This is a genomic window from Pedobacter rhizosphaerae, assembly GCF_900111155.1.
Lineage (GTDB): Bacteria > Bacteroidota > Bacteroidia > Sphingobacteriales > Sphingobacteriaceae > Pedobacter > Pedobacter rhizosphaerae.
Map to the genome: position 1 here is coordinate 20,143 of NZ_FOGG01000034.1, position 23,172 is coordinate 43,314.

Annotated in this window: 20 protein-coding genes; 6 read left to right on the forward strand and 14 right to left on the reverse strand. The window is 39.0% G+C overall.

Annotated features, from left to right (window positions below):
• Nucleotides 1-193: 193 nt before the first annotated feature.
• Nucleotides 194-445 carry a hypothetical protein gene (locus BMX11_RS19775; RefSeq protein WP_090887787.1) on the forward strand — a complete coding sequence of 84 codons (252 nt, stop codon included), beginning with the start codon at nucleotides 194-196 and terminating at the stop codon, nucleotides 443-445.
• A gap of 152 nt (nucleotides 446-597) precedes the next feature.
• Here the strand turns inward: BMX11_RS19775 and BMX11_RS19780 are convergent, their stop codons facing one another.
• From BMX11_RS19780 to BMX11_RS24415, 4 genes are all read right to left on the reverse strand, one after another.
• The gene (locus BMX11_RS19780; protein ID WP_090887856.1) at nucleotides 598-1,356 is read right to left on the reverse strand and encodes a DUF72 domain-containing protein; all 759 of its coding nucleotides are present in this window, start codon (nucleotides 1,354-1,356) and stop codon (nucleotides 598-600) included.
• A gap of 39 nt (nucleotides 1,357-1,395) precedes the next feature.
• Nucleotides 1,396-1,761 carry a hypothetical protein gene (locus BMX11_RS19785; RefSeq protein ID WP_090887790.1) on the reverse strand — a complete coding sequence of 122 codons (366 nt, stop codon included), beginning with the start codon at nucleotides 1,759-1,761 and terminating at the stop codon, nucleotides 1,396-1,398.
• A gap of 707 nt (nucleotides 1,762-2,468) precedes the next feature.
• Nucleotides 2,469-2,858 (reverse strand): GreA/GreB family elongation factor, encoded by a 390-nt coding sequence (locus tag BMX11_RS19790; protein ID WP_175474627.1) that lies wholly within the window; start codon nucleotides 2,856-2,858, stop codon nucleotides 2,469-2,471.
• 180 nt (nucleotides 2,859-3,038) lie between these two features.
• Nucleotides 3,039-3,206 carry a hypothetical protein gene (locus BMX11_RS24415; RefSeq protein ID WP_175474628.1) on the reverse strand — a complete coding sequence of 56 codons (168 nt, stop codon included), beginning with the start codon at nucleotides 3,204-3,206 and terminating at the stop codon, nucleotides 3,039-3,041.
• 1,931 nt (nucleotides 3,207-5,137) lie between these two features.
• Between BMX11_RS24415 and BMX11_RS19795 the strand changes: the two genes are divergently transcribed.
• From BMX11_RS19795 to BMX11_RS19805, 3 genes are all read left to right on the forward strand, one after another.
• On the forward strand, nucleotides 5,138-5,752 hold the full coding sequence (locus BMX11_RS19795; RefSeq protein WP_090887796.1) for a Crp/Fnr family transcriptional regulator: 615 nt from the start codon (nucleotides 5,138-5,140) through the stop codon (nucleotides 5,750-5,752).
• A gap of 98 nt (nucleotides 5,753-5,850) precedes the next feature.
• Nucleotides 5,851-6,639: an SDR family NAD(P)-dependent oxidoreductase gene (locus BMX11_RS19800; protein ID WP_090887799.1), complete on the forward strand. Its 789-nt coding sequence runs from the start codon at nucleotides 5,851-5,853 to the stop codon at nucleotides 6,637-6,639.
• Nucleotides 6,640-6,859: 220 nt separating this feature from the next.
• Nucleotides 6,860-7,666, forward strand: a complete 807-nt coding sequence (locus BMX11_RS19805) for a phytanoyl-CoA dioxygenase family protein (RefSeq protein WP_090887802.1) — start codon at nucleotides 6,860-6,862, stop codon at nucleotides 7,664-7,666.
• A 153-nt stretch (nucleotides 7,667-7,819) separates the two neighbouring features.
• On the opposite strand, the gene BMX11_RS19810 is transcribed toward BMX11_RS19805, so the two are convergent.
• From BMX11_RS19810 to BMX11_RS19820, 3 genes are all read right to left on the reverse strand, one after another.
• Entirely contained in the window at nucleotides 7,820-9,067 is a 1,248-nt protein-coding gene (locus tag BMX11_RS19810) for an RNA polymerase sigma factor (RefSeq protein ID WP_090887805.1), read from the reverse strand.
• Between the two features lie 121 nt (nucleotides 9,068-9,188).
• Nucleotides 9,189-9,539 carry a YciI family protein gene (locus BMX11_RS19815; RefSeq protein ID WP_090887808.1) on the reverse strand — a complete coding sequence of 117 codons (351 nt, stop codon included), beginning with the start codon at nucleotides 9,537-9,539 and terminating at the stop codon, nucleotides 9,189-9,191.
• A 32-nt stretch (nucleotides 9,540-9,571) separates the two neighbouring features.
• Nucleotides 9,572-10,024, reverse strand: a complete 453-nt coding sequence (locus tag BMX11_RS19820) for a carboxymuconolactone decarboxylase family protein (protein WP_090887811.1) — start codon at nucleotides 10,022-10,024, stop codon at nucleotides 9,572-9,574.
• 381 nt (nucleotides 10,025-10,405) lie between these two features.
• On the opposite strand from BMX11_RS19820, the gene BMX11_RS19830 reads away from it, so the two are divergent.
• Both BMX11_RS19830 and BMX11_RS19835 read left to right on the forward strand, forming a co-directional pair.
• Nucleotides 10,406-10,828, forward strand: coding sequence for a LytR/AlgR family response regulator transcription factor (locus BMX11_RS19830; protein WP_090887817.1), 423 nt, complete (start codon nucleotides 10,406-10,408; stop codon nucleotides 10,826-10,828).
• Between the two features lie 27 nt (nucleotides 10,829-10,855).
• A complete protein-coding gene (locus tag BMX11_RS19835) occupies nucleotides 10,856-12,334 on the forward strand; it encodes a sulfatase family protein (protein WP_217643886.1) in 1,479 nt (492 codons plus the stop codon).
• 236 nt (nucleotides 12,335-12,570) lie between these two features.
• Here BMX11_RS19835 and BMX11_RS19840 read toward each other — a convergent pair whose 3' ends face one another.
• The 7 genes from BMX11_RS19840 to BMX11_RS19870 form a co-directional block, all read right to left on the reverse strand.
• Nucleotides 12,571-13,260 carry a competence protein CoiA family protein gene (locus BMX11_RS19840; protein ID WP_245738723.1) on the reverse strand — a complete coding sequence of 230 codons (690 nt, stop codon included), beginning with the start codon at nucleotides 13,258-13,260 and terminating at the stop codon, nucleotides 12,571-12,573.
• Nucleotides 13,261-13,836: 576 nt separating this feature from the next.
• Nucleotides 13,837-14,922, reverse strand: coding sequence for a PepSY-associated TM helix domain-containing protein (locus BMX11_RS19845; RefSeq protein WP_090887822.1), 1,086 nt, complete (start codon nucleotides 14,920-14,922; stop codon nucleotides 13,837-13,839).
• 5 nt (nucleotides 14,923-14,927) lie between these two features.
• Nucleotides 14,928-17,276, reverse strand: coding sequence for a TonB-dependent receptor (locus BMX11_RS19850; RefSeq protein ID WP_090887824.1), 2,349 nt, complete (start codon nucleotides 17,274-17,276; stop codon nucleotides 14,928-14,930).
• A gap of 516 nt (nucleotides 17,277-17,792) precedes the next feature.
• The gene (locus BMX11_RS19855; RefSeq protein WP_090887827.1) at nucleotides 17,793-19,463 is read right to left on the reverse strand and encodes a trypsin-like peptidase domain-containing protein; all 1,671 of its coding nucleotides are present in this window, start codon (nucleotides 19,461-19,463) and stop codon (nucleotides 17,793-17,795) included.
• A gap of 6 nt (nucleotides 19,464-19,469) precedes the next feature.
• Nucleotides 19,470-20,057: a TlpA family protein disulfide reductase gene (locus BMX11_RS19860; RefSeq protein ID WP_175474629.1), complete on the reverse strand. Its 588-nt coding sequence runs from the start codon at nucleotides 20,055-20,057 to the stop codon at nucleotides 19,470-19,472.
• Nucleotides 20,058-20,125: 68 nt separating this feature from the next.
• Entirely contained in the window at nucleotides 20,126-22,000 is a 1,875-nt protein-coding gene (locus BMX11_RS19865) for a protein-disulfide reductase DsbD domain-containing protein (RefSeq protein ID WP_090887834.1), read from the reverse strand.
• A gap of 22 nt (nucleotides 22,001-22,022) precedes the next feature.
• Nucleotides 22,023-23,156 (reverse strand): TlpA disulfide reductase family protein, encoded by a 1,134-nt coding sequence (locus BMX11_RS19870; protein ID WP_090887837.1) that lies wholly within the window; start codon nucleotides 23,154-23,156, stop codon nucleotides 22,023-22,025.
• Between the last annotated feature and the right edge of the window lie 16 nt (nucleotides 23,157-23,172).

A 23,172-nucleotide genomic window follows, 5' to 3' on the forward strand; every position in this document is an offset into this window, starting at 1 on the left:
ACTTGATACTAAATACCCGATACTAATTGACTTGGCACCCAGACTTATAACTTAGAACCTACCACTTACAACTTTTCTAACACAAAGTTCAATTTAGCACCCAGACTTGATACCCGATACTAATTCTTTTAAATATTCTCAAACCAAAGCTTCATTATCAGGGTTCTAATAGTATACATTAATAGTTATAGCCATGAAAAACGACGAATTGAACAATCAGCCAGAAAGAGATGAAATTCCAAATTTGGATCAATTTCAAGTACACCGCACAGATACGCATCCGGGAGAACCTAAAGATGAAGTACCAACAGATCCTGGAGAATCAGAATATACGGAAGACGAGATCCCATTTGCTGATGGAGAAGGTACGCTATTAGATGAAGAAATTGATGATGATATTGAAGTGGAGGATGACAAGGATAGTAATTTGGATGCCTATAAATGATACGAATTTAAAATATAGCTTTATCACAGCAATTAGAGTTAACTGGTGATGTGTCTTGGAGTTATCGCCTTCCTGGGATGCTCAAGACATATCACTTACCGCGATAAAACTCCACTATAAATGGGCTGATGGTTTAGTGAAACTTATTTCTTTTACACCAGCGCTGTAATATCACTCCTAAGTGTATGCAAATTAGCTATTGCTGCGCCTGCAGTATTATTAAAGTAGATGTAAACGTCTTTTTCTTGCGCCAGCCAATCTTGTACATATGCTGCATACTCAGATAATAATGCATCATCATAGCTACCTTTGAAATTTCCTGCTGGTCCATGAAAACGCAAATAGACGTGTGTTGAATCTAATTCCCATAATGGAGAAGAGAGCGATGCATGGTCATGGAAAACCGCTGATAGTCCCTCGTCATTCATCCAATCTTTTACTTCCTCCATAAACCAGGAGCGGTGGCGAAATTCAATGGCTAGTTTCCAATCTAGTTTAATCTGGGCCTTAATAAATCCTATAATTTGTTGAAGTTGGTTAAACGCATGAATATCTTCCGATGGGGGAAGTTGAAGAAGTAAACATCCCCTCTTCTCTCCTATTGCCGATATAGCTGATAAAAAAAGTTCCAATTGATGGGGATCGAATTTCAGCCCTTTATTATGGGTAATATCTCTTAAGAGCTTGAAAGTAAAGCGAAAATCTGCGCCAGTTTCTTCTGCCCATTTGGCTATGGTAGCTGCTCTCGGCATTTTATAGAATGAGCTATTAATTTCAATACTATTATAGAGGTGTGCATAGTACTGAAGTCTGCTGGCTGCCCTGAAAGCTTCAGGATAAAAACTTTTATTCGGCACGGGCAACACCAGCCCACTTGTACCCATGTAAATTTTAGCTTCCTTTTTATTCATATCTGGCATAATTATGATTAATCCAATTCTTTTTCCGAATTAACCGGGAATTACCCGCCGCTTTCCTCCATGCGAATTGAGTATTAAAAAACCGCTAAATGCCACACCAAGTACCGCCGCTTCTAATAAATTGATTTTTTTCTTTTGAGAGATGCCTTTATACAGGCTTCCAAGCGCTAAAATACCCAGGGCCGCAATTTCTATGTCAGAACGACTTACTTCTCCCTTCTTTTTCTTGCTTACCAATACCGCCCGAAATCCTTTATCAATTAAAACCAGATTCCTGGCCAGGTATTTAGCTAAACTTTTGTAGGATACATTTAATGCTCTATGTGCCAAGTACCAAATTTCTTCTTCTGCATATGCCTTTTTTATCTCTTTGTTTTGGGGTATGGTTATCTTCATAGTTTTCAATTAGTGAATGAATGAATTATGATATTAGCGAAAGATTTGCTGAATATTTATTGCATAAAGCATATCCTTCTTATTATTACAACTGTATTTAGCTATGAAAGTTTGATATCTTTTAGGAATTTTGAATGATTGAATTTTGAATGATTGATTTAGTGAATGTCACCTACTAATGAACAAATGACTCATGAATTCAATCCCCCCGCTCATACAAATTCAGGCATTAAAAAGGGAGGATGACCAGAATCACCAGCGCCACCTATCTTTTAGGAATTTTGAATGAGAGACTGATGGACTGATTGAATTTGAATGATTCAATTTTGAATGATTGAATTAGTGAATGTCAGCTACCAATGAACAAATGACTCATGAATTCAATCCCCCGGCTCATTCAAATTCAGGCATTAAAAAGAGAGGATGACCAGAATCACCAGCGCCACCTATCTTTTAGGAATTTTGAATGAGAGACTGATGGACTGATTGAATTTTGAATGATTGATTTAGTGAATGGTTGAATTAGTGAATGTCAGCCACCAATGAACAAATGACTCATGAATTCAATCCCCCGGCTCATTCAAATTCAGGCATTAAAAAGAGAGGATGACCAGAATCACCAGCGCCACCCCCTCGGTTATAGTTAACTAAACTAGTTAAATGACGTACGTTTGTTGCGTAAGTTGCATTTATTCTGCTTTAACTTTTTAATCATTCACTTCTGGCGGCTTAACATCTGTAATTTTGAAAACTTTTAAGCCTGCCGGCACTTTCCATTGAACGGATTCGCCTTTTCTAAAACCTATTAATGCAGCGGCTATGGGTGTTAATACCGATATTTTCCTCGCTTTGATGTCGGCATATTGAGGGAGTACTATGGTTAATTCAGTAGTTTCTCCTGTACTTTCTTCGGTAATCCACACTTTTGAATTTAACCTGATTGCATGCGGCGGAAAGGCATCACTTTTGATGATCATTGCCCTACTCAACTCTGCTGAAAGCGACATTTCATTTACCGATGACTTGCTAAAATAAGGCTTCAATAGATCGTAGTCTTCCTGTGTTATGATTACGGGGTTGTTTTCGTTTAAATTCATGCTTCTCGTATTTATTATTTTATAGATTAGATTAATTGCGAATGGATGCCACATTATGCTACACAGTTTAAAAGCCATTCCTTAAGCAGAAATTCCGACCTTGTAAACTCATGAATAAGATGTGGATAGCCCAACCAAAGAATATAGCGGGTATTTTACCCCAAGACCTAGTTCCTTTTTTTAATGACTTGGGGTGATGATATCAAAATCCTTGAAGCAAGGAATACTGAACAGGCCGCATAAAAATACAGCCGATGTTGGTTGATAAACAGGTACAGCATTTCCCTTAAAGGCTCGAATAGCATTTACCTGAATTGGGGTTTCGATATGTTGGATACCGTGCTGCATTATATCCAAATATAGGTTTAATAAGTACTAAGGCAAATTTTTTAGGCCTATGGCATCGCTTTCTATTCAAAAATTTACATGAAGGTGCAGCCTAAGATTTGAGAATTTGTTTTTCAGAAGCTTTAATTTGCCCGCAGATTTAAAAGATTAACTCAGATTTTAATTTTTGTGGAAAAAACCGCTTGTACATTTCAGTAGGCTAAATAAAAATGAGCAGTATCAAAATAACCAAAAGTACAACTGCAGCTCCAATCCATCCGTCAATGTAATCCTGATCTATTGAATGATCCAGTATATCTTTACGCTTTGGATTTTCAGATTGAGGGATTATGATAATGAATATACATTTTCTTGAAACCGCCCAATAAACGTTAGTATAAATTTAAAGATAATCGTAGCCAGAATTTCAAATAGTAACTCCATACATAATCGATTCCAAATCGTAATGCCTTTTTTAATCTTTGATCAAAAACCGTAGCCTTTGTTAAAGGGATACTAAAGAAAAAGCTTCCAGATTTTTAAGGCCAGCAGTATTAGTCCGATGATCACAATATATGGCCAGTATTTTTTCGATGAACCCAATCCCGGATTATTCGAAAATTTGAGTATTAGACCTAATGCCAAAAGACAAATTGGACCGAGTAAGGAGATTACAATGTGAAAGTTCATTTAATTAGATTAAGGTTCTAACAATACGTACAATATTAAGCAAATGGTGGGATTTATGAGAAATACCAAATCTGTTTTTTCAAATAGATAACATTTTCTTTTCCTGGTTGTAGCGTCTCGCTACGACCTTTCTATAGTACGATTAGACAATCTACTATTTTTCACCATATAAGCCAAATAAGAAAATATGAGCAGACATATTTCGCAATCACAAACTCCCCTACTTTCCTGGTTGTAGCGTCTCCAATGTTGTTAAGTTAAGCTAAACGACCTTTCTCAGTCTGAGCTTCCCAATTTGAAATCGGGACAAGTAGTCGAAGACCTTCTTAATAAGTCGAAAACTGAAATGAATTGCCCTTCGACAGGCTCAGGATGACAATACATTTTAGTTTTCTCCTTAAGTTAATAGCATTGGTAGCGTCTCGCTTTTCCTGGTTGTAGCGTCTCGCTACGACCTTTCTATAGTACGATTAGACAATCCACTATTTTTCACCATATAAGCCGTGTAAGAAAATATAAGCAGCCATAGTTCGCAATCACAAACTCCCTTTTCCTGGTTTTAGCGTCTCGCTACGACCTTTCTATAGTACGATTAGACAATCTACTATTTTTCACCATATAAGCCAAATAAGAAAATATGAGCAGAAATATTTCGCAATCACAAACTCCCCTACTTTCCTGGTTGTAGCGTCTCCAATGCTATTAAGTTAAGCAAAATGGTGTCAGTCTGAGCTTCCCAATGTGAAATCGGGACAAGTAATCGAAGGCCTTCTTAATAAGGATAAAACTGAAATGAATTGCCCTTCGACAGGCTCAGGATGACAATCCATTTTAGTTTTCTCCTTAAGTTAATAGCATTGGTAGCGTCTCGCTTTTCCTGGTTGTAGCGTCTCCAATGCTATTAAGTTAAGCTAAACCCTATCCTATCTGAGCCTGTCGAAGACCTTCCTAATAAGGAGAAAACTAAAATAGATTGCCCTTCGACAGGCTCAGGATGACAATCCATTTTAGTTTTCTCCTTGCGTTAATAGCATTGGTAGCGTCTCGCTACGACCTTTCTACAGCACGATTAGACAATCCACTATTTTTCACCATATAAGCCGTGTAAGAAAATATAAGCAGCCATAGTTCGCAATCACAAACTCCATAATTTTTCAAGGAGGGGGCCTGAAAGCTTCTGGTTTGATATACATCATCAAAAAAAATGAATATTTATTCTAATATCAAAACACAATTCAGACATTTGCCCAGTTTTATTATTAATGAATCTAGAAAATAAATTTGGGAAAGATAAGTGGCAGGACTTTAATGGTTGTTCTCCACTAATTGCAGTATTTAAACAGTTCCATCCGTTAAATGCAGAAATTGAGGCTATTATTAACGAGTATACCTTTCCGGTTACTTTTGAAAAAAATAAACACATCGCTTCACCGCTAAAGCGTAACAGATACATCTTCTTAATTTTAAAAGGTGTAGCCCATGGATACCTCAAAATGGGCAGTAAAAAAATTACAACCTGGATTACCGCTGAAAATGACCTTGCGGGGACCATTAGAAATCTTTGGACCGACGAAGCTTCAGAAGAGTACATTGAAACCATCGAACCTGTGTTGGCGATTGCTGTACCACATGAAATGTCGAGGTTACTGTACAACAATTTTGATATTGCCAATTATGTGGGCAGAAAAATGACGGAAATCTATTATCGCAGTGCATCTGAAAGGGCTTTTCTCTCTCGTATTCCTACAGCTAAAAGGCGTTATGAACGTTTTTTACAATCTTACGGATATCTGGTAGATCGGGTACCCCAAAAATATATCGCTTCTTTTCTGGGCATGCGCCTGGAAACTTTGAGCCGTATTAAAAGTGCGCCATAAAGGAAAGCATCCACCAGTGGGATAATAAAAAATCTACCTAAGATTACAACACTTGCCAATATTATCTCATATTTGCCTTAACCCCTCATTAAAATCATATGGCAGAAGCAGAAAAAAGATATGCAGTAATCACCGGAGCAAGTAAAGGTATAGGTAAATCTATCGCCATTGGCCTGGCAAAAAGAGGATATCACCTATTGTTAATTGCCCGCTCTGCTGATGAACTCTATCGCTTAAGTCAGGAATTAAGCAAGCAATTTAATATTGAGGTAAACACACTGGCCATTGACCTGGCACAAGCTGGTGCTGCCAAAAAAGTAAGTGAATGGATAAACCAGCAACAATACAGGATAGCGGTTTTGGTTAATAATGCCGGGTATGGCTTATGGGGGCCATTTGCAGAACTACACTTGGAAGAACAGATGCAGATGTGTCAATTGAACATGGATACGGTATTGCGCCTTTCTTACCTCCTTCTGCCTTTACTGATGATGGAAAAGCAAGCTTATATACTAAATGTTTCCAGCACTGCGGCTTATCAGGCTGTACCTACACTGGCCGTATATGCTGCAACAAAGGCATTTGTGCTTTCCTTTACCAGAGCTTTAAAATTTGAATTGAAAGATACTCCTGTATCGGTAACTTGCCTGAGTCCCGGCCCCGTTGATACTGGCTTTGCACATAGAGCTGGCTTGGATGCTTTTAGTAAAATGGCTGAAAAGTTCAATATGCAGCCTGATGAGGTTGCCGAAATTGCCATTAAAGGGATGCTCAATAAAAAATCTGAAATCATTCCTGGTTTTACCAATATTATCAGCGTTTATGCCAATAGAGTACTTCCAAAGGCTTTTATCGAAAAAATGGCCGCGGGCATTTATAAAACGTAACCCACTGATTTATAAAAATATTCACTTTTTTTCTTTGTAATATTAAAAAAGTATTATGTTTGTATTAAATACTACTAAATCTATAGATTATGTATAATAAAACAAGATTGTTTTATTTCCTCCCAATGCCAAGCCCTTCGCCCATGCGAATGTGTTGTTGCTGCGCATAATCTACCCTCCTACTAATTCTTTTTTCTTAAACTTTTAATTTTTTGTCCCAATGGCCACACCGTATCCTACCTTTACCCTATCTGATAGGCTGACTTCAGAACAGCTTGAATTCTTTCAAACACATGGATTTATCCATTTTAAAAACTTCATCAAACCCGAAACCGTAGCTGCCATTATTGATGCTTCTAAACAAGTAGAAAAGAATTGGATTGAACAAGGTACTAAGAAAGTAAACGGTGTTCCGATTAAATATGGAAAAGACCTTGATGGCTCAACTATTGTTCAGCGTTTTGCCTTCATTAATCAACAACATCAAACCTTAAGTGGTTTATTACTTGATCCCCGTTTCAACGGGTTACTCCAATTGGCTGGCGATGGCGCAAGGCTGGGAACAGAAGAGAAAGATGGAATGGTATTTAATCATTATATTAACGGACCAGAGAGCAAATTCAGTAAAATGGGCTGGCATACGGATGGTTTAAGAGATATTTTTTATGGCACCAAATTAAACCCAATGCTGAATGTAGGCATTCACCTCAGCACGCAGAAAGTAGAAAATGGAGGTTTAAAGATTATACCCGGAACCCATAAACAAAGTATCTACCAAATGCTTTTCCGCAAGAAATATTTTGTAGACAATAAGCCTGATCCGGAAGAAGTTTCCATATTGCCGGAAGCCGGAGATTTAACTATCCACGATGGAAGATTGTGGCACCGCGTTGCAGAATCGGCTGTCCGTGGTGAAGCAAGCCGCAGACGTGTGATTTACATCCCAATTATAGCAGGTAAATATGCACCAAAGAATGAAAACAGTCCGACCGTATTTTACCAGCGCTTTGCAGGCATTGTAAAATAGTTTATGCTTATCGTTCTATTATTTAGCTACTTGGTTAGATCAGGTAAGTTAAAACGACAGGTTAACTTCGTAAAAAATGTCACTAAAAAGATCAGTCCGAGGCGATATCGGCAACAAGCAGCCATGTTTTCCGGACTGATGTTACTTGAATTACTATAATGAAGGAGGTAATGACTGTAGCTTTCCTATGTTTTTAAGGATCACTTTTTTATCGAGTGGCGTACTGGCCATTTCCAGAGCCTTATTAAAATGCAATAGCGCTTTTTGGTTGTCTATTCCTGTATAAAGATCGCCCAGTAAAGAAAAATAAAGATGATTATTGGCGAGGTTTAGTTTTTCGGCCTCCTGAATGGCTGCTGGTTTGCCCTTAACCTTGGTCAAAGCGAAAGTTCTGTTCATGGCTATGATTGGAGAATATTCTAAAACCAATAACTGATTATAAAGTTGGAGGATATTGTCCCACTTTTCAAAAGTATTTGCTTTATGGGTATGCCAATAAGCAATGGCTGCTTCCAAATGATATTTGGTTAAGTTTTTTCCTGTAGATGCCTGGTTAAGATAATGGATTCCCTGTTCAATGAGTTCCTTATTCCAGAGCTGTTCATCCTGATCTTCGTACAATATAGCGGCACCTTCAGGATCTATCCTGGCCTCAAAACGTGATGAATGGAAGCACATGAGGGAAAACAGTGCATTTACGGCAGGAGTATTGGTTTTGGGATTTTCTAAAAGCAGGAAATTGAGTCGCATAGCCTCTGCACAGAGATCTTTTCTAAGGGTGGTATTATGCGACACGGAATAATAACCTTCAGAAAATAGTAAATATAGCGTGGTGAGTACGGTTTCTAAACGATGGTTAATCTCTGATAATTGAGGCTGCTCTATCTTAATCTGATCTTCCTTCAGCTTTTCCTTTGCTCTTTTTAATCGCTTATAAATTGTTTCCTTATTGCTGAGAAAGGCATCGGCAATTTCCTGAACACCAAAGCCACAAAGGATATTTAATGCCAAAGAGATTTGCGAGGCTCCGGATATGGCCGGATTACAGATGGTAAATATCATGGCCAGTTGACTGTCCTTAATATTCTGATCAGAAAGATCGAGATTTATTTCTGCTGTTTTTTCCGTAGTGATTTGTATCTGTTGCACCAGCTTTTGCTCAAAAACAGTATGATGGCGGAGGTAATTACGGGTTTTATTTTTAGCAACGGTATACAGCCATGCCGCTGGGTTTTCAGGAATCCCCTTGATGCTCCAGGATTCTGTTGCCGATAAAAAAGTATCACTTACAATATCTTCAGCCGTTTCGATATGTTCGATCCCAAAAAGGTAAGAGAGTACCGAAACCATTTTCCGGTACTCTGTTCTAAATAAATGTGGCAGGAGATCTGATTCGTTCATTGAGATAAAATCGGGACAAGTTGCCCAAGAGCAATACATTTTTACTTTTCTAATTTATCAAAAAAGTCTTCGACAAGCTCAGACTGACAAAAAGATCGAGCTTAGTTAATGACATTGAGGTTTACACTTGAGGAGTAACAGCCATCCGAACCTCTACATTACCTCCAAGTGCCAATATAGGGCAACCCTGAGCTATTTCTACCGCTTCATCATAATCTTTCGCTCTAATGAGGATTAATCCACCAATCGATTCTTTAATTTCTGCGTAAGGACCATTAATCACATCCTTATCTTTTTTCACTACTCTTCCTTCTAAATCCCATCTTTGTAGTGGCCGAACTAATTTATCCTGCGCAGCAATGCTTCCAAACCAATCTTGCCATTGTTTAATAGATTGTTGCATCATTTCTGGTGAAGGTTGTTCTTCGGGGCTACTGAAAGCCCTTCTGAAAATCAATAAAAACTCATTCATGGTATTTTATTTAAGGTGATTAATTTAGTGATTTATCCGAACATACCTACTTTGTAAGTTCCGGGCGTATTGGGAAATGAAATATTTAAACGATTCCAGGTGTTAATTGTAGTAACCACTAAAGTTAATTCGATCATTTCTAATTCTGTAAAATGCTTAGCCAGTTCTTCATACACTTCATCAGGAACTTTACAAGCGGTTACGGCCTCTGCCCAAGCCAATGCAGCTCTTTCCCGCGGGGTATAATAGGGAGTTTCAGGCCACGCACTTAAACCATAAAGACGTTGTTCGGTTTCTCCCTTTGCACGGGCTTCCTTCGCATGCATATCTAAACAATAAGCACAGGCATTGATTTGTGAAACCCTAAAATGTACTAACTCTTCCAATTCGGCACCTAAGGTAGATTTCTTCAGGCTCGCCCCCATATCAAAAAGTGGCTTTAATGCGTTCATTCCTTTTCCGAATACATTGATTCTTTTTTCCATTTTGTTAAAATTTTAATTGTTAAAACCTAATGACACCCGGATACAAGGAAATTGGACAAACTTTTTATTTTTTCTTCCAGAAAAAACCATAAAACACACAAACAGCTTATTTTCAGTACATTATACTTTAAATTAAATTTCAGAAAAGTGGGATCCCCACATTGCAAAAAATTCCCCAAATATCCCCAAGTTAAATTCCCCACCTCCTTATTTATCAATATGAGGATAAAAAAACATGATGATATTCTGCGCTTCAATACCCGTAATTATGCTCCGCTGCGTGTCTGGATAATCTTCAACCATAAAATCAATTTACTCAACAAAAATAAAACAACTGCTGGCCGAAATTTTGTGCCCTTATACTATACCAAATAAAAAAATATGGGTCACCCTAGAAACCTTAAACTACCTCATTCGTGTGTAATCATTGATGATGATCTGATAGCCATCAACATTTTGAAAAATTATATTTCAAAAATAGATAAACTGGAACTTAATCACTACTTCAGTGATGCAATTGAAGCTATGGCTGCATTTAGAAATTACGAAAAAATCGACTTCCTTTTTCTGGATATTGGCATGGATGTTTCGGGGCTTGACATTGCCAGAATGCTGAGAGATCGAGTTTCTTATATTGTTTTCACGACCGCTCATAGCCAATATGCCATAGATGCTTTTTCCAATGGAGATGGCTTTTTGGTTAAACCCATTGACTTTAAAAAGTTCGAACGTACTATTGACGAAATTTTGTATAAAAATACCAAGCGCAAGCGTACAGCCATTTGGAACCGGGCTAAAAATTGATTGCCGAATATTGAACTTGATAAACTAATGATGAATAGTAAAAAAATTGCATTGCTGTGCGTTGTGGCCGGCACAATTGTGTTATTATTATTTAGTAGTCTGATTGTACATGAGAAGCCAAAAGTAAATCCCCCCAATATCGTATTAATTTTAATGGACGATTTGGGGTATGGTGATTTAGGTTGTTATGGAGCACTACAATATCAAACACCAAATATCGACAAACTTGCTGCAAATGGTGTACGTTTTACTAATTTCCTTGTGGCACAACCGGTGTGCAGTGCTTCGCGCGCCGGGTTACTAACGGGCTGTTATCCGAACCGGATTGGTATTGCAGGAGCACTATATCCAAATTCTAAATTAGGATTAAATCCCGCTGAGACTACTATTGCCGATTTATTAAAGGCTACAGGTTATGCTACGGCCATGTTTGGCAAATGGCATTTGGGGGATAAGCCCGAATTTTCTCCCAATAAACAAGGCTTTAATGAGTATGTAGGTTTACCATATTCTAATGATATGTGGCCTGTTGATTATGATGGTTTGCCTATACCTAAGAACATTGAGCACCGCAAAAAGAACTATCCAGCTTTGCCCTTACTGAGTAATAGTGATACCTTAGAATATATCAGAACCCTTGATGACCAATCGAAACTAACCGGCATCTACACCGAAAAAGCAATCAACTTTATTAAACGTCATCAAAATTCCCCATTTTTTATTTATCTGCCTCACAGCATGCCTCATGTACCCATTAGCGCCTCTGCAAGATTTAAAGGCAAAAGTAAGCAAGGGACTTTTGGCGATGTAATGATGGAGATTGACTGGTCTGTTGGTGAAATTATGAAGACCTTGAGGGAAAGTGGTTTGGAAAACAACACCATTGTTATTTTTACCAGCGATAATGGCCCATGGATCAATTATGGTAATCATGCTGGCTCAACAGGTGGACTACGTGAAGGCAAAGGCAATACCTTTGAAGGGGGCCAGAGGGTTCCTTGTTTGATACAATGGAAAGGGATTGCACCTGCCGGAACAATATGTAATAAATTAACATCCACAATCGACTTTCTGCCTACTATATCCAAAATTTGCGATGCAAAATTACCCGACCATAAAATTGATGGCGTAGACATTCTTCCTCTGATAAAGGGAAATTTGGAGCGTCACCCCCGTAAAGTATTTTATTATTATTACGGAAAAAATAATTTAGAAGCTGTTAGGCAGGAAGATTGGAAACTTATATTACCGCATCAAGGCCGCTCATACTATGGTCAATTGCCTAAGAACGATGGTTTTCCTGGAACGGTATCTGAAAGCACTCTTTTTCCTTTAGCACTGTATGATTTACGCAGAGATCCGGCAGAAAATTATGATGTGAAGGAATTATATCCGGAAATTGTAAGTCAGCTTCAAAAAATCGCGGAAGAAGCCCGAGCAGATTTAGGTGATGATTTGACTCAGCGTAAAGGAAAAAACATCCGGCCCAGTAACGTCCTGAAATAAAATTTGCACTTTAAAAATTGAAGCTAAATTCATTACTTTTACTAAAGTACTGACTTCAGGAACTAATCATGCGTATTATCGGGTCGCAGCAATTTGGCTGGATATATAAGCTGTAACCGCTATCGCTTGTTTAACCTCACTTCATCAAAACCAGTAATAAAGCAAGAGGCATCCTAAAACCTGCCTTATCCTTCTTGCATTGGCGAGAATGACGTTCAGGATAGTTTAATGCTTTACTACCCATACCCTTCTACAAACGCCTTTCTGGAAAGCATTTTCAAATAGGCATAATCGCCGTTGTTCTGTTTGCGTTTTTTGATTTCGTATAGAAAATGCCCACCCATGTCTATAATCATGCGGCAACGGGCAGAGAACCAGGCGGTGTGCGGATTTTTCCAGCAAAAAGAATAGTATTGAGAACTCATCTTAATTCCCCGCAATTCTGGATGAAAAAAGCTAATGATTCTTGGGCTTAACTTACCTGCAATAATATCTGCTTTACGCACTACCGCCAAGTGATCAGAATGGCAAAATTCATATTCCGCAAGTTTAGGGTCATCTACATCTGGCAAATGTTTCAATAACCTAAAGCCTTTTAGCTTCTCTCCGTTGAGTATCCAAATCAAATTTGGATAAAAAGCTTCCCTACTAAGTATTTCCAAAGCAGTAATGGGCGAATGCTGAAACTCCAATGTATCACCGCAAGGCGTAAAAATATCTGCACGGTGCATCTCCCCCGTTGCCTGATCAATAAAAACTCTTTCTCGGTACTGCTCTGGAAATGCCATTTTCCAATTCCTGTGCCAGGTGCTTTCTTTTCTGTAAAACCTGCTTACATCATCAGGCATTACGGGCATACCCATTTTCCAAAGTACGGTGTTCCGAATAGGTAACTGAGCGGGATGCTCTTCAGTTTTCCATTCCATTTAGGCTTCGTTAATAATTATGATTTGGAGTGCAAAATTACTAAAAATAATAGTATAAAAGATTGGAAAGTTAGTAAGTTGTAGGTTATAAGTTGTAGGTATAAGTAGTAAGTTGTAAGTCTGGGTGTAGAAATAAACTTTGTGTTTCTCTGTGCCTTCCCATTGTGCCCTCTGTGGTTAAATGTGTTGTGGGGCTAAAGTTGTAAGTTATAAGTAGTAAGTTGTAAGTCTGGGTGTAGAAATAAACTTTGTGTTTCTCTGTGCCTTCACTGTGTGCCCTGTGTGGTTAAATGTGTTGCGGGGCTAAAGTTGCAGGTTATAAGTAGTAAGTTGTAAGTCTGGGTGCAGAAATAAACTTTGTGGTTGAAATAAATCAGACTTTGGACTTCAGACTACCGACTCCAGACTAATTTTCACTTCTCTGTGCCTTCACTTTGTGCCCTCTGTGGTTAAATGTGTTGTGGGGCTAAAGTTGCAGGTTATAAGTAGGAAGTTGTAAGTCTGGGTGCAGAAATAAACTTTGTGGTTGAAATAAATCAGACTTTGGACTTCAGACTGTAGACTCTAGACTATAGACTACCGACTCCAGACTAACTTCCGCTTCTTCCACCAGATGATAAATCCTGTAATTGGAAGGCTAGCTGCAATTAGGCTAGCAAGAAAAGAAAATATCTTATGGGGCATACCGAATAATTTACCTGTATGTAAATCAAAATTGGTGGCTTCTATAAGATCAGCACCGTTGTAATCCTGATAAAGCTTGGCTCTTAATGGCGTGCCCGATGCTTCATCATAAAAAAAGGTATTCTGATTACGCGCCCATTTGTAAGGGTAAATCATTCTTAAACGAAGCTCACCCTTTGCTCTCACAGAAAAACTGGTAGATAAGGCTCCAGGGTACTTCAAGCTGGCTTCCTGATAGATTTTATGGTAACGTGAAGCAACGGATTTTATAGTATCTACTTTTGCCACCGTTACTATTTTACCCGCGGTTAGCTTGGTTCCGGTAAAGAAGCTGGCCATGGTTTTCACTTCTTTAAAAGCAAAATAAAGTCCGGTTAGGGCAGTTACCAACAACACTAAAGCAGCGTAAAAGCCCAGTACATTGTGTAAATCATAATTGAGCCGCTTAAACGATGCATTTTTTTTGATGGTAAAGGATTGTTTGAGTAAACGCCTTTTCCCAGGAAACCAAAGCACCAGGCCACTGATCAGCATTAATACAAAAATAACTACCGACCACCTCATGATAAACTCACCAGGTTCTCCCAATAATAATGAAGTATGCAGTTTACGGTCAATTTCAATCCAATCTAAGCCCCGCTTACTGACCAACGCAGCTGTATAGGGATTGAAATAATAAACCTCATCTTTTGAGGTACTTAGCTCGACAGTAGCATTAGGATATTGTTCGGTAATTCTAATTAACCGGAGCTTCGCTTTTGGTGCCAGTTTATCAAAGTGCGTAATAATCTGATCTAATCCAACAAAAGGTTTTTCCTGAACAGGTACGAACCGAAAATCCTTTTGAGTAGCAGCTCTGATCTCTTCTTCAAACACATACAAGGCTCCAGCAATACTGATTACCAGTACCACCAGGCCCGTGGTTAAACCTAACCAAAGGTGAATTTGCCGAACAATATCTTTAAACTTTTTATTCATTAATTTTAGAAGGCATAACCCACAGCAAAATTGAAGCGACGGCCATTCCCACTAACATAGTTTACGTTACTACCGTAAAATTGTGATATCGCAGGGTAATATACCTTATTTAAAATGTTTTCTAAACCTAATGTTAATCTCAGTGCCGATGTCATTTGATAAGCAGTTGCCACATTAAACAGGTTAAAAGCTTTTACCGGTCCTTCACCTATTAAATACTTACCCGCCGCATTTTTAGCAAAGCGATCGCGGTTACCTACACGCAACCAGTTTACATCGATACTCAAATTTTTAATACCTGAATATTTAACATAAACAGTTGTTTTTGATGGCGGGATACGCGTTGTATTTAAGTAAACATCCTTTTCCCCATCAAAATTCCCATCATTATCCACATCTCCCTTACCCTCTACTTGTGCGTAGTTACCGCCGATAGTTAAAGATTTAAGCACCTGGTAATCTGCTTGAACCTCAAAACCATACACCCGCTCCGGAATACGTTGTGAAATATAAGTTCCGTTTACTTCCAGTAAGTTAGCGCCCAATTTTGAAGTGCTGTAGTAATAAGCAGCACTCAAATTTAAATTACCCAATGTACTGCTAAAACCTGCTTCGTAATTGTTTACAATAATAGGCTTCGTTTCTAATTGTGATAGCGTATTTGCTTTTGCGGCTCTTAAAACCCTTCCCAATTCAAATACAGAAAACGATTGTGCATAGCTGATAAAAGGATTAAAGAATTTGAATTTAGAATACCGCGCTCCTGCATTAAAAACCAATGCATTGTAATTCAATTTTCCACCTTGAACAGCGATACTACCTGCACCATTTGCACCTGTAGCTAAAGTATTAAAATCATCTACATCAATATTGATATTTTCTACCCTTAAACCACCTTTAATAGTTAAATCGTTAAAAAAAGTAGTAGATGCCTGCAAGTAAGGTGCAAAGTTAACCATGTTCATATCAGGTACCCATAGCCTTCCATCAGTTAAGCTTTGAGCGGTTTTATCGTTCATTAAATCTAAACCATAATTGACCTGCAATGATTGCTGCACGGTTAAGGTAATTGGTGTATTTAAGTTTACCCTTGCTCCTTTTTTAGTGGAGGTAATAGCCGATTGCCCCCCTCCGAAAAATGAAGCTACATTAGAGTAAATGGTATAAAAATCCTGATAATAAAGATTAGCGGTCAAATCGGTTTTACCGAAAATCTGTTGGTTGGTATATTGTAAATTAGCGTTATGGTTAAAACGAGTACCCTCATCTTCTCCTAATCTGGTTCCGTACACGCCAATTGCAGGCGATTGCCCATAAACACCTTCTTTAGTTAGATATTTAGAGCGTTGTCTTGAACTGAAGTAGTTATACATCAACTGTAAACGTTGCTTATCTGTAATCTGATAGCCAACTTTAGCGAATCCATTATAAGATCTGGTTTCGCCTAAGCCATATTCTGGTGAGATGACCAAACCTTTAGCATCACGGAATACACCTGTTTTTTCAAACATACCACTCACAATGTAATCGAATTTATCAGTTTTGCCATAGAACTGCTGAGAAAAACGGTATCCTACAGTACTGTCGCCTTTCAAGTTTCCTGTTATTCCAGCTTGAGAATATCCTCCGAAGCTTTTTCCCTGATCTGCCTTTTTGGTGATGTAGTTAATTAAACCACCTTCGGCACCATTCCCATAAATAGCTGTAGCACCTTTGATAACCTCTACTCTTTCAATTACTGTTGGATCGATACTTCTGATATCTCTGCCTCCTGCTCTCAAAGGTGTGGATTGCGGGATACCATCAATTAAAACCAATACATTTCTACCCCTTAACGTTTGTCCGGAGTTACCGGTTTGGTTAGTAGAAAAACCTAGTCCAGGTACGCTATAAGAAAGAATATTGGCTAAATTCGGACTAATAGTAGATTGTGTACCAATTTCTTTTGACGTTAACACGGTTACCGATGAAGGGGTCTGAGCCAAAGATTCAGGTCTTCTGCTGGCCGAAACGATAACATCGTTTAATCCTTCGCTTTGTTCCTTTAACACAAAAGCAAGGTTGATCTCGCCAGCGGTTACCTCTATTTTTTGTTCTAAAGCATCAAAACCAGTAATCGTGATCCGGATGCTTTGTGTACCGGTTGAAATACCTGCTAAAGTAAATGCACCTTGTTTATCTGTACTTGTTTTTAAGTTTTGCTTCCTGATCTGAACGTTTGCATTAGAAATTTTGTTGCCCAGTGAGTCGGTAACTACTCCTTTTATTGTCCCCTTATCGGTTTGAGCATGAAGCGCTCCGGCAGATAAAAATAAGATCACTACAATAAGAGCACTCAGGTATACTTGTTTCATGATTGTTAAAATTTCCGCAAAGCTAGCATTATTTAGACTTATTAAAAATTAATTTTTATTGTAATCTAAAGATGCTGAATCAAGTTCAGCAGGACGATTGAGAGGATATTTACTCCTACTCACAAGTCATTTAACCGCAGAGCGCGCAAAGAATTCACAAAGAAACACAAAGCCGCAATTTGTAGTAAAGTCTTTTCTTTAAGATGCTAAAACAAGTTCAGCAGGACGATGAGAGGATGTTTACACCTGCTCACAAGTCATCTAACCGCAGAGCGCGCAGAGAATTCACAAAGAAACACAAAGCCGAAATTTGCAGTAAAGTCTTTTCTTTAAGATGCTGAAACAAGTTCAGCAGGACGATTGAGAGGATATTTACTCTTAGTCACAAGCCACAGGTCATCTAACCGCAGAGCGCGCAGAGAATTCACAAAGAAACACAAAGCCGAAGGTTGCAGTAAAGCATTTTCTTTAAGATGCTGAAACAAGTTCAGCAGGACGATTATGATTGCAATTACGCTACAATGAGCGCTCTATAAATTTCTTAACCACAGTTGCCGGCATAACCAAAGTGCAAGTTCTACTGAATCTGGCGATATTAATTCCCAAAAAATTTCCTTGTTGATCGAATACTGGCGATCCACATTCGTTAGCTTTAATGGCAGCATCATGTGCAAATACGCTGGCAAATCCATCGCGTCGTGCAGATTTTCCGCCTTCAAATTTATCTGCCGGGTGGTTAGAAGCGGCAGGTGTCAGGCCGTCTAAAGTAAAGGTTTTGGTGAAAATGCCAGAAGTATTTTTCCAGCTTAACGTAAGTTCATCATCGGGCCATAATTTCATTAACGCCGGAGCAAATTCGCTGGCTTTGCTGATGGTTTTACCATTTATGCTTAATAACTCATCACCTACTTTTATACCTGCATTGCTTGCCGGAGTGTTTGGTTTAATCAATGAAAACTGCGCTGGCTGAGAATTAAACATCACCATTGCCCCTAAATATGCCTGGCTGGCGATTTTTGGTAAGCTAAACAAAACACTGCTTAATACACTTTGGGTAGCGGTTCCATTAGGATTCAATGTATAAATAAATTTTCCCATCGTTATCACGGAAGAATCTGTAGTAATCCCTTGGAAATCAATCCCACCTTTAATGGGTTGCTTTAGTGCTAACAGCACGAGGTCGCTGGACTTATCTCTGGCCAAAACCATAAGCTGATTTTGTTTATCAGAAACCAGACCTGGATTCTCACCCAATAAAGTATTTTTACTTACGAGAAACTGACGTTTTACACCAGCAATATTGTGATTGAAAAGGGTTCCTTCTACCTGCTGAATTTTGCCCTTAACAGTGCTTTGAAGTAATAAAGATGAACTATTTTTATGCAGCTTTTCAAAAAAAGGATGAAGCCTTTTTTGCTTATTATCCTTTTGGATAGTTGCAAACAAGGGGTCTTGTTTCCATGAGTCCTGCTGTTCTGGAAAAGCAGTATACGTCTTCTCCTTCTGCAGGGCTGTCCAGTATTTCCGGTATAAATCTACGGGAATTTCAAAATTCTGATCTTCTGCAACATCTATTGCGCTATGCAGGCCAATTACTCTACCATAATAATCAAATAGCGGTCCACCCGAATCGCCAGGCTCCATCTTGCAGGTAGAACGGATAAAACCATAGGTATTTTTTACTTCGGCAATCTGCCCTAAGCGCAAGGTAGGCAAAGCCTGATTCAAACTTTCGGGATAAGAAATACTGATGCAAGGTTCATTTTCTACCAAGCTTCCTGAGTAGCCCATTTCGGCATAGGGCCAACTCCCCTTATCCAAAATCTTCATCATTCCCACATCTGGCATTCCCGGCGTAGTTGGGTTATCTATTCTCCCCAGCGCCAATGCGATGCATTCCCTACCATCGGGGAAAAAGACTTTGTAATTTTTACCTGGTACTGTAGTATGAGCCGCCGTCAGAATATAACCATCGGCACTTACCACTACCCCGCTAAACTGGGCGCTGGTTCGCTGGTTCTGCTGCACATCAAAGCCCCACATCCGCACGCTGGCGGGATACGCTTTCTTTACAGCTTCGTTTATAAGCACTTGAAATTGCTCAATCTGTTTCTTTTGAGCCAGGACATTCCAAGTGCTCAGCATCATTACTGACGCAATCAGAATACTTCTGTATACGTTATTCATATTTTATTAATGGGTTTTGGCAATTTCAATCCTGGTGGAAATTTCTTCTACGGCTTCAGCATCACTGCCTGTAAAACCTGTAAGCTTAAATACAATTTTTCCTTTTTTATCAATGATAAACTTTGCAGGGATTGCACTTACCTGATAATTTTCTACCATGGAATTATGCCCTGATGCATCCTTTAAATCCATCAGTACCTGAAAATCAAAGCCAGCTGTACTGAGGTATTTTTTCACCTCCTCGGTTGCAGTTTTGCTGGTTTCCCAGGTATGGATAAATAGAAATTTAACGGAGGGGTCTTGGGCATATCGTTGCTGTGCCAACTGCATGGCAGGGAAAGACTTTTTACAAGGTACACACCAGGTAGACCAAAAATCTAAAACCAGCACCTTCCCTTTAAAATCGTTCAAAGAAACCTCCTTCCCATTTTGATCCTTCAAACTGAAATTCGGAGCGTTTTCTGATACTACTTCAGATAGCAACTGCTGCTGAAGTGATTTTTTATCTTTTGAAATTGCTTGTGCACATATTGTGGTATTAAAACCAACCAGGCATACAAAGGCCATTAAAACTGGCCTGAATTGACATTTCATGCTTAATATTTTATTGAACCTAAAAAAAGGCATGGCCTTTTTAGGACCATACCGAGCGCATAGGTAGATTAGATGGAAATTTCTATTAGCTTTTCTTTGGGTGGAAAGCATTTGGTGGCATCGCAGGCCTGATAATACAAGCCACATTTGATCTTAGCTCCTGCTTTAGCCTTACTGTAATCAATGGCGAGGCGAAACTGAGCCGTTCCTTCAAAAATGAATATATCAGGATTTCCTGGACAGGGAATTGCAGCCGTTGTTTCCCATGGGGTTTGAAGATCGGCCGTAATTCCTTCTGGCAAATCTAATTTAACTTCTGAGGGAATAAATGGATTGTCTTTACCCACATAAGCATAAATATGCCAACCTTTTAAAATCCTGGCTTCTATAAGCAGGCTATCTTGTTTATTCCCCTTTCCGGGGATGAACCTGGCCGAGATAGAAACCGGATCTGCAGCCGTGGGTTCTGCACTTTCTACTGCTTTAGGCAACTGATAACTTTGTACAGGAACATTCTCTATGCGCTTGCCAAAAGTATTTACCATAAACTTAAAGCCTCCGGATTCTGTATAGAAAAGGTTGTTTTTATTTTCATTCAGCCAGTTTCTCCATTCGGAAGCTGTAATGAATTTCTCTGTAGTGTATCGCTGTAAAACACGCAATGCCAGTTCAGTATCTTTGTGGGCTTCCAAAAGGCTAACACATTTTTCTAATATGGCCAGCTTGCGGTTAGAGATACCTAATTTTTGTGCATCCCGATCCAGTTGCAGGGTATAAGTTCCGGAAGGATAAAAATATTCATAATTCTGGCGGTAATACTGGTGATAAGCTGAAGTATTGGTTCCAAATTGAGTAAACAACGAATCGCCTACAAAACCCTTTAGATAACTCTCAAAAGATTGAGTATCGTTGGTAACCGGCATCTTCAAAAACATCTCATTTCCATGGCCAATATCTTCTCCTTTTGCTTTCCTGGCTTTCAATTCTTCCTGCAGTTTAAGCATTCTTAAATTGCCTTCCTTTCTCGAAATGATGGCCTGATCATAAAGTTTCTTATCTAACCGATAAACCAGTTCATCAATCCCAGAACGGGTTTCAATCTGAACCTTCTTAACTATTGCCGCGAGACGATCGAATTTCTTAATATAGCACACTGCATTTACAAATACATCTTGTGCTTCTGTGGTCATATAATTAGGAGAGCCAGCAAATCCCCACATAAAGTAGTTACCCTGGCGACCTAATGCCACAGCTTCTGCGTTTTTTAAGCAAACACCTCCAGAAAGAGATTCGGCATCTGGCGAATCGTTAAAGCCTTCTCCATGTGAAACCATACCAATTAGATAAGGTTCGCTGGAAGAAAAACCCTGTTTTACTACTTGCCACCTATCCATTTCCCTTGGTGTTTTTTCGTCTTGATGCCCGTTAAAAAAAGAGCCTGGTGTTGGCTTTTTTTTCATGCTTAACTTTACTGCATTGGGCGTATTGAAAATAGGGTGACTGGTTTTAATATTCAAGGCTTCATTATCCAGACACTGGCAATACCAATCGAATTTTAACCCTAATGGCAACCCTACATTAGGTGCCATGGCATGCATTAAAATCATTGGGCGGTTAAAGCTTTCGGGGATTTTAACCGGACCTGCATCCATAATGGTTACATCAACCTCATCAGACATTTCCACCTTGTAATCAGCCACATCTACTACCTGAACTGCCGTAAAACGTTGCGCTAAAAACGCCTTAAAATCGGCCATTCGGCCTTGGTAAACTTTCTCTATAATTGAAGGTGTAGTAGAATAGTAGACTACACTCTTCGGCATAGGCTTTTCCGGATTATATCCAACATATAAAACCCTTAATGCAATCTTGTTACGCTGTGCTGCTAAAGCATACACCTGTATCAGGCAAACGCTTATCAGCAGCAATAGTATTTTTTTCATTATTGAAGATTGAGCTTTTTAACTAGTTGAATATTTCTGCCAATTTTTTATTTAAAGGTTCTCCCCTTAAACCATTGCCAATAATCTTGCCTTGTGCATCTACAAGGAAGCTAGCGGGCACCGCACGTACACCGTATAAACGGCCAACCTCACTATTCCAGCCTTTTAAATCTGAAACATGGATCCAGGCTAAACCATCCTTTTCAATAGCTTCTAACCAGCGTTCTTTTACATTATCGAGCGATACTGAGATGATTTCGAACCCCTTGTCCTTATAAGTATTGTATTGTTTTACCAGATTTGGATTTTCAGCTCTGCAAGGGCCACACCAGCTGGCCCAGAACTCCACCAATACTACTTTTCCTTTTAAGCTAGCTAAGGAAACAGGTTTGCCTACAGCATCATTCTGTGTAAATAGTGGTGCAGTTTTCCCTACAGCCGTAATTCCATTGGCTTCAATGCGTTGTGCCAGTTCCCTGCCCATATCTGTTGCCTTTAATTCTTTAGCCAGGGCATTAAATATAGGCTGAACTTTAGCGACATCTACCTTACTCCCTGCTGCTTCTGATAAGGCTACCAAAGCGAAATAGGAGTTTGGATGGTTTTTAGCGAATAAGAACTGCTTATCTGTCCTGTTCTGGATATTTTGTCGGTAACGCTGATCTACTGCTTTAATATACGCCGTATCTTTTTGTTGCTCTGGCGTTCCGCGATTGAAATCGATATTTACCGCTTTCGTTAAAGCCATGATGGTTCCTCCTATAACTTTGTTATAAGCCTCAGATTCATCGTAAACCTTCGACCCGGCAAAAACGGCATTCTGTAAAGAATCTTTAGAAGTGATAGTCACCTGCTCTTTTCCAAAATAGAAATAAATTACGTCGCCCGTGTAAACTGCACGGCCTTTACCTCCTCCGGTATGATCAAGGGCCATTCGGGCATAGGCATTTCCAGAAACATATCCAGAAAACTTAAAACTTCCGTTTACCAAAGCTACCGAATCTTCGTGCCCCACGCCATTATCCATGTAATCTATATAAGCCATAGCGGGTTTATTCAGGTTACCAATTTTTCCAGTCAAACTGAAATTGGGCGTTTGTGCTGATGCCAAAATTGGAAACAGCAAGGCCAATAAAATCAATTTAGTTATTTTCATTTTTTTATTATTTCAT